Origin of the sequence: Streptomyces sp. NPDC059355 (assembly GCF_042752335.1) — a bacterium.
GTDB lineage: Bacteria > Actinomycetota > Actinomycetes > Streptomycetales > Streptomycetaceae > Streptomyces.
In genome coordinates this window covers 81,487-100,583 of the sequence record NZ_JBHYXN010000022.1, presented here as the reverse complement: position 1 = coordinate 100,583, position 19,097 = coordinate 81,487, and the positions used below count along the sequence as shown (strand labels likewise).

Below are 19,097 nucleotides of genomic sequence, written 5' to 3'. Positions count from 1 at the left end.
CATCGTGGAAGCATCAGTGGAACAACTCGTCACCGCTCTCAGACAGTCCATGCTGGACAACGAGCGGCTGAAGCGGGAGAACAGCGAGCTGGCCGAGGAGGCCGACCGGGCCTCCGAGCCGATCGCGATCGTGGGCATGGCCTGCCGGTACCCCGGCGGGGTCAACTCCCCCGACGACCTGTGGCGGCTCGTGGCCGAGGGCCGTGACGGCGTCTCCGCGTTCCCCGAGGACCGCGGCTGGAACACCGACGCCCTGTACGACCCCGAGCCGGGCAAGCCCGGCAGGACGATCACCCGCGAGGGCGGATTCCTCTACGACGCCGGCGACTTCGACGCGGGCCTCTTCGGGATCTCCCCGCGCGAGGCCCTGACCCTCGACCCCCAGCAGCGGCTGCTGCTGGAGGCCTCCTGGGAGGCCATCGAGAACGCGGGCATCGCCCCGCACACGCTCCGCAAGAGCAAGACGGGCGTGTTCGGCGGCGTCATGTACCACGACTACGGTCCCGGCACGAGCGACGGCAGCCTGGTCACCGGCCGCGTCGCGTTCAGCCTGGGCCTGGAGGGCCCGGCCCTGACGATCGACACGGCCTGCTCGTCCTCGCTGGTCGCCATGCACCTGGCCGCGCAGTCGCTGCGCTCGGGCGAGTCCACGCTCGCCCTGGCCGGCGGCGTCACTGTGATGACCGAGCCGGACATGTTCCTCTACTTCAGCCACCAGCGCGGCATGGCCGCCGACGGCCGCTGCAAGTCCTTCTCGGCCGACGCCGACGGGACCGGCTGCTCGGAGGGCGTCGGCGTCATCGTCCTGGAGAAGCTCTCGGACGCGCGCCGCAACGGGCACGAGGTCCTCGCCGTCATCCGCGGCTCAGCCGTCAACCAGGACGGCGCGTCCAGCTCCATGACCGCCCCCAACGGCCCCTCCCAGCAGCGCGTCATCCGCAGCGCCCTCGAGAACGCCGGCCTGACCATCGCCGACGTGGACGCCGTCGAGGCGCACGGAACGGGCACGACGCTGGGCGACCCGATCGAGGCCCAGGCCGTACTGGCCACGTACGGCCGGCGTCCCGACGGCGACAAGCCCCTGTACCTGGGCTCGCTCAAGTCCAACCTGGCCCACACGCAGGCGGCGGCCGGCGTCGGCGGCGTCATCAAGATGGTCCAGGCACTGCGCCACGGCCTGCTGCCCAAGGTGCTCCACCTGGACGAGCCGACCCCGCACGTGGACTGGGAGTCGGGCAACGTCCGGCTGCTGACCGAGGCCGTCGACTGGCCGCCGGGCGAGCGCCCGCGCCGCGCGGGCGTCTCCTCCTTCGGCCTGAGCGGTACGAACGTCCACGTCATCCTGGAGGAGGCCCCAACGGCGGAGGCCGCCGAGACCGGGGGCGCCCGGGAACTCCCGCTGGTCCCGGTCGTCCTGTCGGGCCGCTCCGCGCAGGCGCTGACCGACCAGGCCGCGCGGCTGCGCGCCCGGGTCGCCTCGGACGAGGAGCTCACGCTCACCGACCTCGGCTACTCCACCGCGACCACCCGGACCCCGCACGAGCACCGCGCGGTCGTCGTCGGCGCGGACCGCGAGGAGCTCCTCGCCGGCCTGTCGGCCCTCGCCGAGGGCACGATCGCCGACGCCGGTGTGGTGGAGGGCCAGGCCCAAGGCGGCCGCACGGCCTTCCTGTTCACCGGCCAGGGCGCCCAGCGCCTGGGCATGGGGCGTGAACTCCACTCCGCCTTCCCGGTGTTCGCCCGCGCCTTCGACGAGGTCGCCGCCGCCGTGGACACGTACCTCGACACACCGCTGTACGAGGTGATCTGGGGCGAGTCCGCCGAGGACGAGGCGCTGCTGAACAGCACCGCCTACACCCAGCCCGCCCTCTTCGCGATCGAGACCGCGCTCTTCCGCCTGGTGGAGTCCTGGGGCGTGCGACCCGACTTCCTGGCCGGACACTCCATCGGCGAGATCACCGCCGCCCATGTGGCCGGGGTCCTCTCCCTGGAGGACGCGGCCCGCCTGGTCACCGCACGCGGCCGCCTCATGCAGGCACTCCCGGCAGGCGGAGCCATGGCCGCCATCGAAGCCACGGAAGAAGAACTCCTTCCGTACGTCTCCGACCTGGTCGGCATCGCGGCGATCAACAGCCCGCGCTCCATCGTGGTGTCGGGTGCCGAAGAGGCCGTCGAGGCGATCCAGGCCGAGTTCACCCAGCTGGGCCGCAAGACGACCCGGCTGCGCGTCTCCCACGCCTTCCACTCCCCGCTGGTCGAGCCGGCGCTGGCCGAGTTCCACCTGGTCGCGCAGAGCGTGGCGTACCAGCCGGCGCTGATCCCGATCGTCTCCAACGTGACCGGCCGGCTCGCCACGGACGCCGATCTGGCCTCGCCCGCCTACTGGGTGCGCCACGTCCGCGAGGCGGTCCGCTTCACCGACGCCGTGCGGCACCTGGCGGCGAAGGGCGTCACCCGGTTCATCGAGCTGGGCCCCGACGCGATCCTGACCGCGCTCACCCGGACGACGCTGGACACGGACGACGTGGTCGTCGAGCCGGTGCTGCGCAAGAACCGCCCCGAGTCCCGCACCCTGCTGACCGCCCTGGCGCACCTGCACACCGGAGGCGCCCGCGTCGACTGGGCCGCCTTCTACGAGGGCACCGCGGCCCGGCCCGTGGCCCTGCCCACGTACCCCTTCCAGCGGGAGCGGTACTGGATCATCGAGAACCCGCTCGGCGGGGACGCCTCCGCCTTCGGCCTGGCCCCGGCCGGCCACCCGCTGCTCGGCGCGGTCATCCCCTCCCCCGACACGGACGGGGTGACCTTCACGGGCCGCCTCTCCGTCGACACCCACGGCTGGCTGGCCGACCACGACGTCCTGGGCACCGTGCTCCTGCCCGGCACCGGCTTCGTCGAACTCGCCCTGCACGCCGGTGAGCAGGTCGGCTACCCGGCCCTGGAGGAGCTCATCCTCCAGGCGCCGCTCGTACTGCCCGAGCGCGGCGGGGTCGCCCTCCAGGTCTCCGTCGGCCCCGACGACCTGGGCCGCCGTACGATCCGCATCCACTCGCGGCACCAGGACGCCCTGCCCGACACCCCGTGGCTGCTGCACGCCGAGGGCCTGCTGGGGACGGCCCCCGCCGCCGCCGGCGCCGATCTCGGCGCGTGGCCGCCGGCCGGTGCGCAGGAGGTGCGCGTGAGCGACGCGTACGAGCTCCTCTTCCGGCAGGGCTACGACTACGGGCCGGTGTTCCAGGGCCTCAAGGCCGCCTGGCGCGAGGGCGACTCGGTGTACGCCGAGATCGAACTGCCCGAGGAGGCGCACGAGGACGCCGCCCTCTTCGGGCTCCACCCGGCCCTCCTCGACGCCACGATGCACGCGCTCGGGGTCGGCGAGGGAGTCACCGGGGAGGAGCAGACGGAGCTGCCGTTCTCCTGGTCGGACGTGTCCCTGCACGCGGTCGGCGCCACCTCGCTGCGGGTGCGGATCACCAAGCACGGCGAGAACAACCTGTCGCTGGCCCTCGCGGACCGCGGCGGCGCCCCGGTGGCCTCCATCGGCTCGCTGACGTTCCGCCCGGTCTCGCCGGAGCAGCTCGGCGGCGGCCGGCAGGACACGCTGTTCGAGATCGCCTGGCGCCCGCTGGCGGCGCCGGCCGCCGGCTCCGGTTTCCAGGTGTGGGACGAGGTGCCCGCCGGCCCGGTATCGGGTGCGGTGGTCTTCCCCGTCCCGCGGGCCGACGGCCCCGTCCCGGAGGCCGTGCGCTCGGTGGCGGGCGACACCCTCACCGCCGTCCAGGAGTGGCTGGCCGACCCGCGGTTCGAGCGGTCCACGCTGGTCGTGGCGACCCGCGGTGCGGTGGCCGCCGGCAGCGGGGAGGACGTCGACGTGGTGCAGGCCCCGGTGTGGGGTCTCGTGCGCGCCGCCCAGGCGGAGAACCCGGGCCGCATCCAGCTCACCGACCTTCCGGCGGGCGGCGCCGGCTTCGAGGGCCTGGCGGCGGTCGTCGCCTCCGCCGAGCCGGAGAGCGCCGTACGCGAGGCGGGCCTGCTGATACCGCGCCTGGCTCCGGTCACGGACGCGGCCGCCGACGCGCCGGCCCTCGACCCCGAGGGCACGGTCCTGATCACCGGCGGCACCGGCGGCATCGGCGCCCACCTGGCCCGCCACCTGGTCACCGAACACGGCGCCGGCCACCTCGTCCTGACCAGCCGGCGCGGCCCCGGCGCCGAGGGCGCGGCCGAACTGGCCGCGGAGCTCACCGGGCTCGGCGCCGAGGTCACCGTCACCGCATGCGACGTCTCCGACCCGCGGGCGGTCGCGGCCCTGCTCGCCGGGATCCCCGCCGCGCACCCGCTGACCGGTGTGGTCCACGCGGCGGGCACCGGCGACAACGGCCTGATCGCCACGATGGACGCCGAGCGCCTCGGCGCCGTCCTGGCGCCGAAGGCGGACGCGGCCTGGTACCTGCACGAGCAGACCCGCGGGCTGCCGCTGGCCCTGTTCACGCTGATCTCCTCGGCGGGCGGGCTCACCCTGGCGGCCGGCCAGGCCAACTACGCGGCGGCCAACACCTTCCTCGACGCCCTCGCCGCCCACCGCCACGCCGAGGGCCTGCCCGCGCAGGCGCTGGCGTACGGTCTCTGGGCGGCCAGGACGGGACTCACCGAGTCCATCGAGGAGGACGTCCGCCTGATGGCGGCCCGGGGCCTGCCCGCCCTGGAGGTCGAAGAGGCCCTGCGGCTCTTCACCTCGGCCCACGCCAAGGGCCGCCCGGCCCTGGTCCCGCTCCGCGTGGACACGGCCACGCTCCGCTCGCGGGCGGACGACCTCCCGGCACTCCTCAAGGGCCTGGTCCCCCAGCCCACCCGCGCCACGGCCCGCGCCGCCGACCGCGGCACGGACCCCGCGGCGCTGGTCGAGCGCCTGTCCGCCCTCCCCGTCAAGGAGCGCGAGCAGGAACTGCTGGACGTCGTACGGGCCCACGCCGCCGCCGTACTCGGCCACGCCGGCCAGGACGCGGTCCGCGCGGACCGCGGCTTCCTGGACCTCGGCTTCGACTCGCTGACGGCCCTGGAACTGCGCAACCGCCTGGGCGCCCTCACCGGCTCCCGCCTGACGCCCACGCTGATCTTCGACTACCCGTCCCCGGTCAAGCTCGCCGCGCACCTGCGCGAGCTCCTGTTCGGCGCCGAGGACCCCGAAGACGATCTGAGCGCCGCCACGGCCGAGGAGTTGTTCGACATCCTCGACGGCGAGGAGATCTTCCAGTAGCACCCCCGGCACCCCGCCCCGCACGCCCGATGCCCCGGTCCTCGAGAGGACCGGGGCATCGGGCGTCGTGGGCCGGGTGACGCGTCAGGTCGAGAGGGTGGCGACGGCCTCGAGGCCGTAGGTGCGGGCGTAGCCGTTCTCGGTGCCGACGAGGAGGTCGACGACCTTGAAGTAGCGGTCCCAGAACGGGGTTTCGCGCAGTGCGTCGATGAGGAGCTGATAGGCCTCGTGGTCGTCGGCTTCCCAGACCCAGACGTCGGTGACGCGGGTGGAGTAGAACTCCGTGTCGTAGAAGCGCGAGCGGACGCCGGTGGTCCTGGCCTCGATCGCGGGGACGACCCGGGTCACGAAGGCGTTCATCCGCTCCCGGGGGGTCATGGCGAGCCACTCGGGGGTGGTCTTGATGAGCATGAACGCCGTGACCGGCGGTGCGGTCTTCTCAGCGGGCATGACGGGTGCCTCCCGAGACCGCGGGCCCCAGGGTCTGGGCGCACCACTGTCGGAAGGTGGTGGGAGAGCCGGTGGCCGGGGTACGGGTGACGCCTGCGTCGAGGCCCTCGTTCTTGGCCCTCTTCATGTCGACGACGCCCTGGGCGAACGCCTCGTCGAGTCGGTAGCCGAGGAGATCGGTGTACAGCTCGTCGAGGGGCTGCTGTTCGTAGCGGACGGGACGGCCCAGTTCTTCCGTCATGATGCGGGCCAGGTCGTCGGGGGAGAGGTCCTGGGGTCCGAGGACGGGGACGCTGTCGTTGCCGGACCAGGTGCGGTTCAGCAGCAGGTCGGCGGCGACGGCCGCGATGTCGGCGACGGCGGCGCGGGGGGCCTTGAGGCCGGCGTCGACGGCGTCGGTGAAGACGCCCTTCTCCCGGATCGTGTCCGCGTCCTCGAGAAGGTTCTCGAAGAAGGACGGGCAGGCCAGGGCGCGGTAGGCCGCGCCGGTGCCGGCGATGAGGTCGTCCATGGCGAGGGAGGCGCCGACGAGTCCGGCGCGGTGGGCGACCGGGGTGCCGCGGCCGAGCGCGGAGACGCCGACGACGTGGCCGACGCCGTGGGCGACGAGGGCCTTCGCGGCGGGCCGGGTGAAGCCGCAGTAGGCCTCCTCGGGGGTCAGGGACGCGTCCGGGGGGACGAGCCAGAACACGGCGTCGGCGCCCTCGAAGGCGCGGTCGGCCACCTCGGCGTCGCCGTGCGAGCCGGTGACCACCTCGACGCGGTCGCGCACCGCGTCGGGCAGCCGGGCGGGGTCCCGTACGACCACGCGCAGCTGCTCGTCGTGGGCGGGGGCGGATGCCAGGAGCAGGGACAGCAGGTGGCTGCCGATGTTCCCGGTGGGAGCGGTGATGACGATCATGAAAACCTCATGGGGCGTGCGGATCGGGACGACCCCCATGCTGTGGAAGACAAGAGCATTGCCACAATGGGAATTTGAGCACGGGATCATTGCCTGGAACGGAATAACGCCTATGAGCAGCAGCGCAGAGCCTGTCATCGACGCCAATCTCGCCGTCGCGCTGGACGCTTTGCTGACCGAGCAGAGCGTCACTCGCGCCGCCGCCCGCCTGCACACGTCGCCGGCCGCCATGAGCCGCACGCTCGCCCGGCTGCGGCGCATCCTCCAGGACCCGCTGCTGGTCCGGGCCGGCCAGAGGATGGTCCCCACGCCCCGCGCCCAGGCCCTGCGCGAGGAGACGGCCGCGGTGGTGCGCCGCCTGGGAGCGCTGCTGGCTCCCGGCGCCGGCGTCGATCCCGCCCTCCTGCGCAGCACCTTCACCGTCCAGGCGGCCGACCTGGTCGGCGCGGCGCTGGCCCCGGGGATGCTGCGGCTCGCCCGGCAGGAGGCGCCGGGGATCTCGCTGCGGTTCCGGGCCGAGGAACTGGAAGCCGGATCGGCACTGCGCGACGGCCGGATCGACCTGGAGATCGGGTCCATCGACCACGTGGACCCCGAGACCCGGATCGAGGAACTGGTCACCCTCCGGATGGCGGCGGCCGTCCGGCCCGGCCACCCGCTCACCGACGGGACCCTGACCCCGGACCGGCTCGCCGGCGCCGATCACGTGGTGGTGAGCCGCCGCGGCCGGTTCACCGGTCCCCTGGACTCCGCTCTGGCCGAGCGGAACCTCCGCCGGCGGGTCGCCGTCGTCCTCCCGAGCCACATGGCCGCGATGACCCTCGCCGCCCGGAGCGAGTACGTCTGCCTCGTCCCCACCACGCCGCCCGGCGGCGCCCCCTCCCCCCTCACCGACATCGCCACCACCCTGGGCCTGCGCCTCCTCGACATCCCCCTGCCCCTGCCGCCGCTGACCATCGGCATGGCGTGGCACCCCCGCCATGCCGCCGACGGAGGCCACCGCTGGCTCCGCGACGCCGTTCGCCGGACCCTTCACGCACCCGGCGGTCCGACGGTCTGAGGTCGTCCCGGCCGGTACGGCGCCACCGGCGCCCTCGTCCCGGAGTACAGCGCTCCTCCAGCGCTCCTTGGGACCGTGAGGACTTCACCTCGACAAATCGTCAAGTGGTCAAGTCGTCATGTGGGAGGCAGCGCATGTCCGCGTCCGTCACCGAGCGCCCCGCCGCGGCCGGGGCCGGGGCCGGCACGCCGGCCGCGGCCGGCGCGCACCGCTCGCGCCCCGGGCTCGCGCTCGCGGTCATCGCGGGCTGCAACGCGATGATCCAGCTCGACGACCCCATCATGAACATCGCGCTCCCCGGCATCCGCGCCGATCTGGGGCTCTCCGCGCTCGCCGCGTCCTGGGTGATCGGCGCCTACCTGCTGGCGTTCGGCGGCCTCCTGCTGCTCGGCGGCCGGGCCGGCGACATCCTGGGGCGGCGCAAGGTCTTCGTCGCGGGCGTGGCCCTGTTCACGGCCGCCGCCGCGGTCCGGGCCGCGGTCCCGAGCGGTGAACTGCTGATCGCCGTACGCGCCGTGGAGGGCGCCGGCGCCGCGTGCGCCGCGGCCAACGGGTTCGTGCTGATGCTGAGCACGTTCGCCGAGGGGCCCGCCCGCAAGCGGGCCATCGCCGTCTGCACCGCGGTCGGCGCGGCCTCCACCGCCGGCGGCCTGCTGCTGGCGGGCGCGCTGACCTCGGCGGGCTCCTGGCGCTGGGTACTGCTGCTCAATGTCCCGATGGGATTGGGCGTCGTACTGCTCGCCCCGCGCGTGATCGCGGAGACCGAGCGGATCCGCGGCCGCTTCGACCTGCGCGGCGGGCTGCTCTCCGCGCTGGGCGCCGCCGCGCTCGTGTACGGGCTGTCGCAGGCGGCCGAACACCCGTGGACCGACGCCCTCGTCGCCGGCCCGCTGCTCGCCGGCCTGGTGCTGCTGTCCGTGTTCGTCGGTACGCAGCGCCGCGCCGCCGAACCGATCGTCCGGCTCGGGCTCTTCCGGGACCGGGACCGGGCGCTGGCCTTCGCCAGCATGCTGGTCCTGCCGGGCGGCCTGATCGGGGCCTACTTCTTCCTGAGCCAGTTCTTCCAGCAGCACCACGGCTGGTCCCCGCTGGGGGCGGCGTTCGGCCTGCTCCCGGTGCCGGTGACGATGGCCGCCATGGCCGGTGTCGGCGTACGGGTGGAGCGGGCGATCGGCCCGAAGCCGATGATGGCGATCGGCACGGCCGCGCTGCTCGCCGAGAACCTGTGGCTCTCGCGCCTCGGTCCGGGCGACGCGTACCTGACGGGCGTACTGCCCGGTCTGCTGCTGCTGGGCGCGGGCATGGCGTTCTGCGTCATCCCGCCGACCGTGCTCGCCACGTCGGGGCTGCGCCCCGAGGAGCTGGGCTCCGCGGCCTCCGTGCTCAACGCCCTGCAGTCGGTGGGCGGTTCGCTGTGCATCGCCCTGATGGTGACCGCCTCCGCAGGCCACGCCGACTTCTCGGACACGATGTCCGCGGGCTTCACCGCGGGCGCCGCCTTCGCGGCGGCGGCCCTCCTGATCGCCCTCTCCCTACGCCCCCGCCGCCCGTAACACCCGCACCGCACACGCGTCAGCCCCCGTTCGGCCCCTTCCGGGACCGTACGGGGGCTGCCAAGGTCCGCCGTTACTTCAGCAGGGTCCGGAACTCCTCGAAGTCGAGGACGCCGTCGTGGTTCGCGTCGGCCTCCATGGCCTTCTTGACCTCTTCCGCGAGGTGTCCCTGGCCGCCCTCGGCCTTGATCCCCTCGGCCAGTTCGACGATGTTGATCCGCCCGTCGCCGTCCGTGTCGATCTCGTCGAACAGCGCCCTGAGCTCAGCCTCGGTCATGACGTTCCCCTCTCACATTCACACAGGACCGTGCAGGTCCACATGACCCACCAGCCTGGCAGACGCCCTCCGTGAACAGGTGCGCCGCACCCCCGAACGGGTGTATCTCCCCCGTGGAGCGGGCGGGTGGCGGAGTGGCCCCGCTACGACTCGTGGCGGGTGGCCGCCCACAGGGCGCGGGAGAGGTCCTGGGCCGAGGCCTGGCTGCCGTCGGCGGTGCCGCCGATCGACACCAGCGGGGCCCGCCAGCCGTGGGCGCCGATGCGCTCGGCCACCTCGTACGCGACGGCCCCGCCGCCGGAGAAGCAGCCCAGCAGCAGCGGCTCCGCCGCGGCGAGGACCGGCCGCAGCGCGGCGAGGCAGGCCGCGGCATCGGCCGGGGCTTCGAGGGTGACCAGCGCCTGCAGGCCCCGGTGGGCCCGCGCCACCGCCGCGTAGCAGTCCGCGGGCGCGTCCGGGGGCGGTACGAGCAGCACCGTCCCGGCCCCGGGGTACGCGGCGGGGCGCAGGGTGACCAGCCGGGGCGCGGCCGCGTGCGGCAGGGCCACCGCGCCCGGTACGGGCAGGCCGTCGAGCAGCGTCAGCGCGTCGGCGACGGTGGTGCGGCGGAGGTCGGCCTCGGGGAGCTCGCGCAGCAGCAGGGCGGTCTGGGCGAGGATGCGCGCCGCGTCGGCGTCGGCGAGGCGGGCCCGGTCGCTGTCGGCGGTCAGGACGAGGCCGCCCGCGCGGTCGTGGCGGGCGGTCAGGGCGAACGGCAGCCCGGTGTACGCCTCGACGGCCTCCGGCGGGCCCACGCGTACGTCGGCCCCGGCCAGTTCCTCGTCCAGCGGATCGACGGCGCCGCCCGCCCCGAAGCGGGCGGGCACCCGGTCGAAGGTGATCAGCGATTCGGTCTGCGGCGCTTCCCCGGAGCGTCCGGGCCGCTCCCGTATCTGCCCGGCCGAGAACCACTCGTGCGCGGCCAGGCCCAGCGCCCCGTCCCGGAGGCCGGTCAGCAGCCGGGTCAGCGGGGCCGCCGGGTCCACCTCCACGGACAGCGGGAGCGGGTTGCCGAGCGGGCCGGGCAGCCGGTCGGCGCCGTCAAGGGCGATGCCGCGCCCGGACACGGTCACGCCGAAGGCGACGGTGAGGGGCGCGGCGGAGGAGGAGGCCGGCCCGGCCGCCCGGTGCAGTTGGAGGGCCCAGGCGGCGTGCAGGGCGGTGCTCTCCGCGACCCCGCACGAGGCCGCCCACCCGCGCAGCCGCACCACCTCGGTGGGGTTGAGCCGTTCCACGGCGCGGCCGTACCCGCTGCCGCCCTCGCCCGACACCGGCCGGCGGCCCGCCACCGGGACCGCGGGGAGCGTACGGGCCCCGGCGGGCGGGGCGGCCCGGTCCCAGAACTCCCGGGCCGGGCCCGGGTCCCGGGCGGCCAGCCAGCGCAGGTGGTCGGGGAGCGCCGGGCGGCGCTCGCCTCCCGCGGGACGGCCGTCGGCCGCGTACGCCCGCAGGAAGGAGCGCAGCAGCTGCTGCACGCTCGGGGCGTCGAGCAGGGCCTGGTAGTACGTCAAGGCGATGCGGGCGTCGGGGCCGTGGGCGCCGGGCTCCCCGTCGACGCGGCGGATGCGCAGCGGGCCGGGCCGGCCGGGGTCGAAGGCCTGCTCCCGCTCGCTGCGGAGCACGGCGGTCCAGGCGGCCGCCCCGCCGGCCGGGCCGGCCGCGTCCCCGGGCTCGTACGGATCGTGCCGTACCTGGATCTCGACCCGTTCGTGCAAGGTGACGACGGGCCCGCTGCCGCCCCGGCCGGGGCCGGGTGCGAACGCGGCGCGCAGCACTGCCTCGCGGTCGGCGACGCTCTGCCAGGCCTCGTCGAACCGCTGCCGGTCCAGCGGCCCGTACCAGCGCAGGTGCAGCTGGCCGAGGTGGAGCTGCGGTCCGGGCGGGGCGGCCATCGCGTCGAGCAGCACCTCGCGCTGGCGGGCGGAGGCGGGCAGTCCGGCGGCGGCTCCGGCGGGGTGCTCCTCCCGGCCGGGGAGAGGCTGCTGCGGCAGGGCGGCCAGTACGCCCGACCACCAGCCCGGGCGGCCGTCGGCGGCGGCCGGGTCGGTGAGCAGATCCGCGAGGCGGCCGGCCAGGCCGGGCCGGTCGGCGGGCCGTTCACCGGGTCGGCAGGTCAGCTGGAGCGTGTGGTGCGTGGCGGTGTGCCGGCGCAGCGTCGGCCCGCATGGCGCGGCCATGGCGAGGGCATTGGCCAGGAGCGGGGCGTCGAGGGGTCCGAGCAGGTCGAGTGCGAGCGGCGTACCGGGTGCGATCACCACCGTCATGGCGCCGTCCATCCGCCCCTCCCCCCGTGCCCGTCGCATGCCGCAGACACGCCTCCGAGAAGGACGAGTCAAGTAGGGGTCAATTCTAAGGTAAAAACAGGTCAAACAACATGCCTCAGGCACCGGAGTGTCTTATTCCACATGGAAGTTGGCAAATTCCATGTGTAACTGCCAGCTTTTTCGGGGCGATTCAGACAGCCGTTTGGATCAGGCCGGCTCGGACCGGGTCAGGCCGGGTCGAGAAGCGCCGACACCATGCCGACGAAGCCCTCGTCGAGCATCGTGGACACGGAGCTGTCGCGGGACGTGTCCAGCCCGGCGTCGTGACAGGCGACGCTGAGCAGGTAGCGCCCGGCCACCGGGTACGTGCCGAACGCCCATTCGCCGTGCGTGGCGGGCGAGCCGTCGGGGGTGAGCAGCCCGGTCTCCCCGCTGGTCTCCGTGGCGAAGCCGAACTCGGCGAAGCCCATCCGCAGCCCCAGTCCGAGCGCCTTCGTGTACGCCTCCTTCAGCGTCCACAGCCGCAGCATGCCGGCGCTCTGCCCGCGCTCCCCCAGCGCCGCGAGCTCGGCGCGCTCGGCCGCGGTGCACACCTGGTCCTGCAGCAGCTCGAAGGACAGCCTGCGGTCGGCGGGTTCGGTGTCGACGCCGATGCGCCCGTTGCGGCTGATACCGACCGCGATCAGGTCGTCGGTGTGGGTCAGGCTCAGGTCGATCTGGTCGAATCCGCGCAGGTAGGGGCGGCCCCCCGGCTTGTACGAGAGGTCCAGCTCGGCGGGCCCGCAGCCGAGCGCGGCGGCGGCCGTGTACCGGATCGCCAGCCGGGAGGCGACGAAGCGGTGCCGGGTGGTGGCGTCGGCCGTGTCCCGGTAGCGCGCCCAGTCGCGGCCCAGCAGGATCCGCAGCGCGGTGGGAGAGCCCGGCTCGGCCGGCCACTCCTCCCAGGTGGTGTACACGCAGGCGTTGCCGGCCCGGGTCATGCCGTCGGCCACCTCCGCCCAGGGCCCGTCGGGCCCCGCCGCGTGCACGGGCACGCTCAGCAACGGCGAGTTGTGCCAGGTCATCAGGTGTCCCCTCCGGTCACTGGGCCAGGTCGGTGGCGTCGAGGTCGCAGCTGCGGCCCGCCCGGTAGCGGCGTACGAGCTCCTCCAGCACCTGCCCGAGGCAGTCGTCGGGCAGCTCCGGCACCGGGATGCCGAGCCGGCCGCCGATCCGGGTCAGCGCGAGCACCGCCCAGGCGGGCGAGGCGAGGAAGGGCTCGCTGCCGTCCTGGCCCTCCCAGGTGCCCAGGACCGCGGCCGCCGCGAGCACCAGCGCGTAGCGGTCGCTGAGCACGCACCAGGCGGGGTCGGCCAGGGCGGCCGCGCCCTGCGGGATCGCCCGGCACTGCTCGCGCAGCGCCCGCAGTTCGGTGACGAACGCCTCGGCCAGGTCGGCGAGGACGGCGAGCTGCCCGCCGACCCCGCGGACCTCCGCCAGCCGGGCGGCCGAGCCGACGAGGGAGGCGGCGAGGAAGTCCCCGCCGTCGGCGATGCCCAGGAGCCGGTAGTCCAGGTGCGGCAGGCCCGCGCCGGAGCGGAACAGCTCGGAGGGCGGCTCCTCCTCCCTGAACCAGGCCCGCTCGGCCAGCGCCCGCAGCTGCGGCACGATCACGGCCTGGCAGGCGGCGGTCCCCGCGTGGCCGAGCCCGGCGACGGGCAGGTCGCGCGAGAGCTTGTCGAGCGCCCCGTACTCGGGCGTGCCGTGCCGGTAGCCGCGCGAGCCGAGTACGGCCGCCAGCTCCTCCAGGCTTTCCCGGAGCAGGTCGGGGACGACGTACTTGACGGCCGCCGCGAGCACGTGGGTGCGGTCGGGCAGCAGGCTCAGGGCGCGCAGCGCGACGGTGGCCATGCTGTCGCAGGCCAGCAGATCGGCGAAGACCCCGGCCAGGGGCTTGTGGAAGCGGCGGGCGACGGGACGGCTGCGGCCGGTGGTGGCGGCCCGTACGGCGGAGTGCAGGACGGTGCCGGCGGCGGCGACGGCGGTGGCCGAGATCACGCAGCGGTTGACCTGGTACGTGCGCAGCGCCAGGGCGACGCCTTCGCCGACGCGGCCGACGAGCGCGTCCTCGGGGACCTCGCAGTCCGTGAACTGCAGTCCGGAGAAGAGGGATCCGCGCATGCCGGCGGTGGGGACGCGCGGCAGCCGGGCCAGCCCTCCGGCGGCGGTGAGTTCGGCCGGGTCCAGCAGGAGGACGGAGTGGCTGAGCGGGCTGCGGGCGCGGTCGGTCCGGGCGTAGACCACGTACGCCTGCGCCCGCGCGGCGTTGATGATGACGTCCTTGCGGCCGTTGAGCGAGAAGCCCCCGCCCGCCAGCGGGGCGGCGGCGAACTCGTCGCGCAGGATGGCGTTCGCGTGGGCGAGCTCGTGGTGGACGATCGAGGCGCGCCCGCCGCCGAGCAGGACGTCGGCGGTGGCCCGGCGCTGGGCCGTGCTGCCGGCGGCCCAGACGGCGGAGGTCGCGAACAGCGAGGTGATGCCGGAGCCGAAGCCGAGGGCGAGATCGCGGCGGAAGACCGGGCGCAGCACCTTGACGAGCAGGTCGGCGCGGGTGAGCCGGCCGCCGAACTCGGCGGGCACGAACTCCGCGCCCAGGCCCGCCCCGACGAGCAGCCGCTCGGTGGCCGCGGGCGGCTCGCGCCGCTCGTCGGCGGCGAACAGGGCACCGAGGCCGTGCGGGTTGGCGGGGTCGTACGGGTCGCCGAGCAGGGCTTCGAGGCGCGCGGCCCGGCGCAGCGCCTCGGTCTCCTCGGCGGCCCGCCCGGCGGCGGTCCGGCTGTCGGCGCGGCCGACGGCCCCGCTCTCGGGACGCGTGGGGGTCTCGGTGGTGGTGGCCATGGCGGCGGAGATCAGCTCCTTCGTCCGGGACTCTCGGCCTGCTGCGCGCAGTCCGCGGGGCTGGTCCGTCTTCTGTTGCGGGTCTTGCGGGTCTTGCGGGTCTTGCAGGGCTTGCGGGCCCTACGGCCTACACGCCCTACGGGTCTACGGGTCCTGCCGCTCTTCAGCGTGCGGGGATCCGCTCGACACCCGCTTGAGGCGTCCTACAGCGGCCGCGGGGAAGAGCCGGAGACCGGCCGCCGGGGTCACCGGTGGCGGCCTGCGGCCTGTCCTTCGGTCCGTTCGGGCCCTTCGATGTGCGGCAGCACGGCCCGGGCGGCGCGCAGTTCGCAGCCGGGCAGGGTGTCCTCGGGGTCGGGCCCGCAGGGGTGGGGGCGGGTGAATCCGGCCGCTTCGAGGGTGCGCACGGCGTCCGCGGTGCGGATGACCTGGTGGGTCTGGAGCAGCAGCCGTTCGGGCCGCAGGGGGCGTTCGTCCGGACCCGGGCCGATGGCCCGGCCGGTGGCGGTGCAGACGAGGTCGACGGACCGCGGCGCGGTGGCGCTCTCGCGGGCCGCCTTCAGGAACTCGGCCTCGGCGGCCCGCGCGGCGCCGGGTGCGGGCCGGGGCGGGACGAGGCGGCCGAGCGCGGCGACGAGTCGTGCCGCGTCGGCCAGGGTGAGGACGCCCGCCACGTGGGCGGCGGAGAGTTCGCCGGCGCCCTGACCGGCGACGGCGTCGGCGCACAGGCCCCAGCTCTGCCAGAGCCGGTACACGGCGACCTGGAAGGCGAACAGCGCCGGCTGGGCGAACTCGGCCCGGCGGATCAGGCCCGAGTCCACCCCGCCCTCGGGGGCGAAGACCACGGCGGCCAGCGGCAGCCGCAGCCAGGGGTCCAGTGCGTCGCGTACGCCGTCGTACGCGGACCGGAAGGCGGGGACGGCGCAGTACAGCTCGCGGCCGAGGGCGAGGCGGCGGCCCGCGTGACCGGTGAACAGGACGGTCAGGGGCGGGGCGGGCGCTCGCCGGGGCGGGCGCGGCCGGCGGGGCCGGCGGGCGAGGAGGGCGGCCGCGTCATCGGACACCGGGCGCCGCCTCCACGGTCTCGTACAGACCGGGCTCGGGGGTGGCCAGCGGGCCGAGGTCCTTGACGAGGGCCTGGAACTGCTCGCTGCGGACGGCGTTGGCGTGGGCCGCCGCGTCCTCCCACACGGCGAGTTCGAGGAAGACCCGCTGGTCGCCGAGGTGACGCAGGGCCTCGTGGCCGATGTAGCCGGGCTGGCTGCTCATATAGGCGGTCAGGCGGTCCTTGACGGCCAGGAACCGGTCGATGTCACCGTGGACGGTCAGCTTGTTGACGAAGGTCACCATGAGGGCTCCTCGGGTCTGCGGGGTGTAGGGGGTCCGGGAGCCACGCTCGGTGGCGCGGCTCGAAGAGCCCTGGAAGACGGCTCGACCACCCCTCCAGCCCGCTCGGAGGATCCTTCCCCGGGCGCGGGCGCCCACCCCCCTAACTCCGGGAATCAGCCGTACAGGGGGTGTGCGAGGGGAAACCCCAGAAACCGGGAACCTCCATGGATCCTGCCGGATTTCCGTAATAGCTTGAGGATTCCTCGACCGCTGGCCCTGGAGGTGCCCGTGCGCATCCGACCGATGCCGGGAGTGCGCGTGGCCTCCGTGGACGCCGACGGCCGCCTGGAGTTGCTGGCCGCGTCGACCGCCGGCCCGGAGAGCTACCGCTGCGGCCCGGTGGGCACGGCGATGTGGATCGCCCTGCGCCAGCACGACGGCGACACGGCGGCCGCGGCCGATCTCCTGGCCCGCCTCTGGAACACGGTCCCGGAGAACGCCCGCGCCGACCTGGACGTCTGGGTGGAGGAAATGCGCGACGCGGGCCTCCTCCACGCCGTCGCCTGACCCCCTGGACCGCCGGGCTCTAGTCCCCCGGCGCCCGCTTCCAGTCCTCGACGAGGAGTCCGAGCAGTACCTCGTCCAGGAACTCGCCGAGCACCCAGGCCGAGGAGCGCAGCACGCCCTCGCGGACGAAGCCGTTGCGCTCGGCGGAGCGCAGCATCGCGTCGTTGTCCGACAGCGTCTCGATCTGCAGCCGCCGCATGCCGCGTACGACGAAGCCGTAGTGGCAGAGCGCCGCGACCACGTCGGTGCCGTATCCCTTGCCGCGGGCGGACGGCAGCAGGCCCAGCCCGATGTGCGCGGACCGGTTGTGGTTGTCGATGCCCCACAGGTTCGCCATGCCGACCAGGGTGCCGCCGTCCAGTTCGACCACGGAGAACGGGACGCGCCCCTGGTCGTTGTCGTCCACGACGAGCCGCGAGTCCTTCGTGCCGGGCGTGATCGGCCGCCAGGGCCGTCCCTCGGCCCGCGCGCCGTTGACCACGTCGTCGTAGAGCTCGGTCCGCAGGACCGGGATGTCTTCCTCGTACCGGGCCCTGAGCCCGATCTTGTCGCCCCTCAGCATGCGAGCTTCTTATCCGAGGATCATGACCGGCGGCAAACCGATAATCCGCTCAAGGGCACCGCTCAGCGGGCCGCGGCCGCCGTCAGCGCACGGGAGAGGGACTCGGCGTCCGCAGCGACGGCCACCACGGGCGCGGGCCAGCCGAACGCCGCGACGCGGCGGGCGATCTCGTGGGCCAGCGGGGCCCCGCCCGCATGGCACCCCAGTACCAGCGGCTCGCCCGCCGCCAGGACCGGGCGCAGCGCCGCCCCGCATCCCGCGGCGTCCACCGGCATGTCGAGAGCGGCCAGTTGCCCCTCCCAGGGATGGATCCGGGCCAGCGCGGTGAAGCAGCCGGCGGGCGAGCCCGGCGGCGGGACCAGTACGACGGCCCCGGCCCCGCGACGGGCGGCCTGCCGCAGCACGACCAGCCCCGCGGCTTCGGCGGGTCGCCGCGCGGACGGCCGTACGGCCGCGGGCGGGGGCGGCGGCGCGGGCGGGGGCGCGGGCGGCGGCCAGGGGCCCAGCAGGCGGAGGGTTTCCGCGACCGTCGTCGACCGGCGGTCGGTGGTGGGGAATCCGCGGAGCAGGCGCGCCGTGTGGTGGACGGCTTCGCGGGCGTCCGCGAGCCCGCTGCGGTCCTGCACCCCCGTCAGCACCAGGCCGCCCTCGCGGTCGTGGTGCGCCGTCAGGGACAGGGCGTGGCCGCCGGGCGTGGCCACCGCTTCGGGTTCCGTCAGGCGTACGCCCTGCGCCGCGAGGTCCTCGTCCAGGGGGTCCGCGTCCGTCGTCGGCGGCGGGTCGAAGGACAGGACGCTCCGCGCGAGCGGCGTGTCCGGGGTCCGGCCGCTCCACGCCTGGACCTGCCCCATCGAGACCCATTCGTACGCCGCGAGGTCCAGCGCCCGGTCGGCGAGATCGGACAGCAGCCGGCTGAACGGCTCGGCGGGGTCCACCTCCACCGACATGGGCAGCGGAGTGCGCAGCGGGCCCGGGAGACGGGACGCGCCGTCGAGGGGGATGCCCCGGCCGGACACGGCCGTCGCGAACGCCACCGGGACCGGACCGCCCGCCGGCACGGAACGGCGCAGCTGGAGGGCCCAGGCCGCCCGGAGAGCGGTGCTCTCCGTCACTCCCTGACCGGCCGCCCAGTCCCGCAGGAGCGAAGCCTCGTACGGGGCGAGCCGTACCGTCGTGCGGACCCCGGCCGCGCCGCCGCCCCCCGGCGGCAGCGTGGCCGAGCCCGCCTGCGGCGCGGCGCCGGCCCAGAACGCGCGGGCCGCGCCGCGGTCCTGGCCCGCCAGCCAGCGCAGGTGGTCGCGGACATCAGGGCGCCGCTCACCGCCGACGGCGCCCCCCTCGGCGAGGTAGGCCCGGGCGAAGGCGCGCATCAGCAGCCGTACGCTGCGCCCGTCGAGCACGGCGTGGTGGTACGTCAGGATCACGCGCTTCGGCCCCGCCGGCCCGGGCTGCTCGTCGAGCAGCGCGATCCGCAGCAGCCCCGGCCGCGTCGGGTCGAAGCCCCGCCGCCGCTCGCCCGCGAGCAGCGCCTGCCAGTCGGTGGATCCGTACGGATGGCGCACCAACTGCGGGACGACCCGCCGGTGTACGACGACCCGCGGGCCGCCCCGGGCCCCGTACGGCGCGAACGCGGCCCGCAGCACGGCCTCCCGGTCGTACACGCACTGCCAGGCGGCCTGGAACCGCCGGGTGTCCAGCGGCCCGTACCAGCGCCAGTGCAGCTGCCCGACGTGCGGCCCGGAGCCCGGCCGGGCGGCCATGGCGTCGAGCAGCACGTCGCGCTGGCGGGCGGAGGCGGGCAGCCCGGGCCCGGAACGTGCGGGTCCGGCGTGTGCGGGCGGGCCGGCCTGCTCGGAACCGACGCTCATCCTCTCCCCCTCGTCTCGGCCTCCGACTTCAAAGGGGTCGAGTATGCGCGGGGTTCCCACGTTTCGCTGACGCGCTCCTGACACGCCACCGGA

General features: G+C 75.0%; 14 protein-coding genes. 4 read left to right on the top strand and 10 right to left on the bottom strand.

Features of this window, described 5'->3' with window-relative positions; genetic code table 11:
- The first annotated feature begins 4 nt into the window (after window positions 1-4).
- Entirely contained in the window at window positions 5-5,257 is a 5,253-nt protein-coding gene (locus tag ACFXGI_RS21810) for an SDR family NAD(P)-dependent oxidoreductase (protein ID WP_384709075.1), read from the top strand.
- Between the two features lie 84 nt (window positions 5,258-5,341).
- Here ACFXGI_RS21810 and ACFXGI_RS21805 read toward each other — a convergent pair whose 3' ends face one another.
- Entirely contained in the window at window positions 5,342-5,707 is a 366-nt protein-coding gene (locus tag ACFXGI_RS21805) for a darcynin family protein (RefSeq protein WP_384709072.1), read from the bottom strand.
- Window positions 5,697-6,608, bottom strand: a complete 912-nt coding sequence (locus tag ACFXGI_RS21800) for an NAD(P)H-binding protein (protein WP_384709069.1) — start codon at window positions 6,606-6,608, stop codon at window positions 5,697-5,699. The genes ACFXGI_RS21805 and ACFXGI_RS21800 overlap by 11 nt, the downstream gene beginning before the upstream one ends.
- Window positions 6,609-6,720: 112 nt before the next feature.
- Here ACFXGI_RS21800 and ACFXGI_RS21795 point away from each other — a divergent pair, with 112 nt between their 5' ends.
- Window positions 6,721-7,668, top strand: coding sequence for a LysR family transcriptional regulator (locus ACFXGI_RS21795; protein ID WP_384709066.1), 948 nt, complete (start codon window positions 6,721-6,723; stop codon window positions 7,666-7,668).
- Between the two features lie 134 nt (window positions 7,669-7,802).
- Window positions 7,803-9,221, top strand: coding sequence for an MFS transporter (locus ACFXGI_RS21790; protein ID WP_384709063.1), 1,419 nt, complete (start codon window positions 7,803-7,805; stop codon window positions 9,219-9,221).
- Window positions 9,222-9,294: 73 nt separating this feature from the next.
- Here ACFXGI_RS21790 and ACFXGI_RS21785 read toward each other — a convergent pair whose 3' ends face one another.
- The 6 genes from ACFXGI_RS21785 to ACFXGI_RS21760 form a co-directional block, all read right to left on the bottom strand.
- Complete coding sequence (locus tag ACFXGI_RS21785; RefSeq protein WP_229346025.1) at window positions 9,295-9,498, bottom strand: EF-hand domain-containing protein; 204 nt, start codon at window positions 9,496-9,498, stop codon at window positions 9,295-9,297.
- A gap of 143 nt (window positions 9,499-9,641) precedes the next feature.
- The gene (locus tag ACFXGI_RS21780; RefSeq protein WP_384709060.1) at window positions 9,642-11,813 is read right to left on the bottom strand and encodes a peptide synthase condensation domain-containing protein; all 2,172 of its coding nucleotides are present in this window, start codon (window positions 11,811-11,813) and stop codon (window positions 9,642-9,644) included.
- A gap of 215 nt (window positions 11,814-12,028) precedes the next feature.
- Window positions 12,029-12,865, bottom strand: coding sequence for a 4'-phosphopantetheinyl transferase family protein (locus ACFXGI_RS21775; protein WP_384709057.1), 837 nt, complete (start codon window positions 12,863-12,865; stop codon window positions 12,029-12,031).
- Between the two features lie 16 nt (window positions 12,866-12,881).
- Window positions 12,882-14,678: an acyl-CoA dehydrogenase gene (locus ACFXGI_RS21770; protein WP_384709054.1), complete on the bottom strand. Its 1,797-nt coding sequence runs from the start codon at window positions 14,676-14,678 to the stop codon at window positions 12,882-12,884.
- A 245-nt stretch (window positions 14,679-14,923) separates the two neighbouring features.
- The gene (locus tag ACFXGI_RS21765; protein ID WP_384709051.1) at window positions 14,924-15,742 is read right to left on the bottom strand and encodes an acyltransferase domain-containing protein; all 819 of its coding nucleotides are present in this window, start codon (window positions 15,740-15,742) and stop codon (window positions 14,924-14,926) included.
- Entirely contained in the window at window positions 15,732-16,028 is a 297-nt protein-coding gene (locus ACFXGI_RS21760) for an antibiotic biosynthesis monooxygenase (protein ID WP_229345996.1), read from the bottom strand. The genes ACFXGI_RS21765 and ACFXGI_RS21760 overlap by 11 nt, the downstream gene beginning before the upstream one ends.
- Before the next feature lie 267 nt (window positions 16,029-16,295).
- Between ACFXGI_RS21760 and ACFXGI_RS21755 the strand changes: the two genes are divergently transcribed.
- Window positions 16,296-16,574 carry a PqqD family peptide modification chaperone gene (locus ACFXGI_RS21755; protein WP_229345998.1) on the top strand — a complete coding sequence of 93 codons (279 nt, stop codon included), beginning with the start codon at window positions 16,296-16,298 and terminating at the stop codon, window positions 16,572-16,574.
- A 19-nt stretch (window positions 16,575-16,593) separates the two neighbouring features.
- Here ACFXGI_RS21755 and ACFXGI_RS21750 read toward each other — a convergent pair whose 3' ends face one another.
- Complete coding sequence (locus ACFXGI_RS21750) at window positions 16,594-17,136, bottom strand: GNAT family N-acetyltransferase (RefSeq protein WP_384709046.1); 543 nt, start codon at window positions 17,134-17,136, stop codon at window positions 16,594-16,596.
- 62 nt (window positions 17,137-17,198) lie between these two features.
- Window positions 17,199-19,004, bottom strand: coding sequence for a condensation domain-containing protein (locus ACFXGI_RS21745; RefSeq protein WP_384709043.1), 1,806 nt, complete (start codon window positions 19,002-19,004; stop codon window positions 17,199-17,201).
- Between the last annotated feature and the right edge of the window lie 93 nt (window positions 19,005-19,097).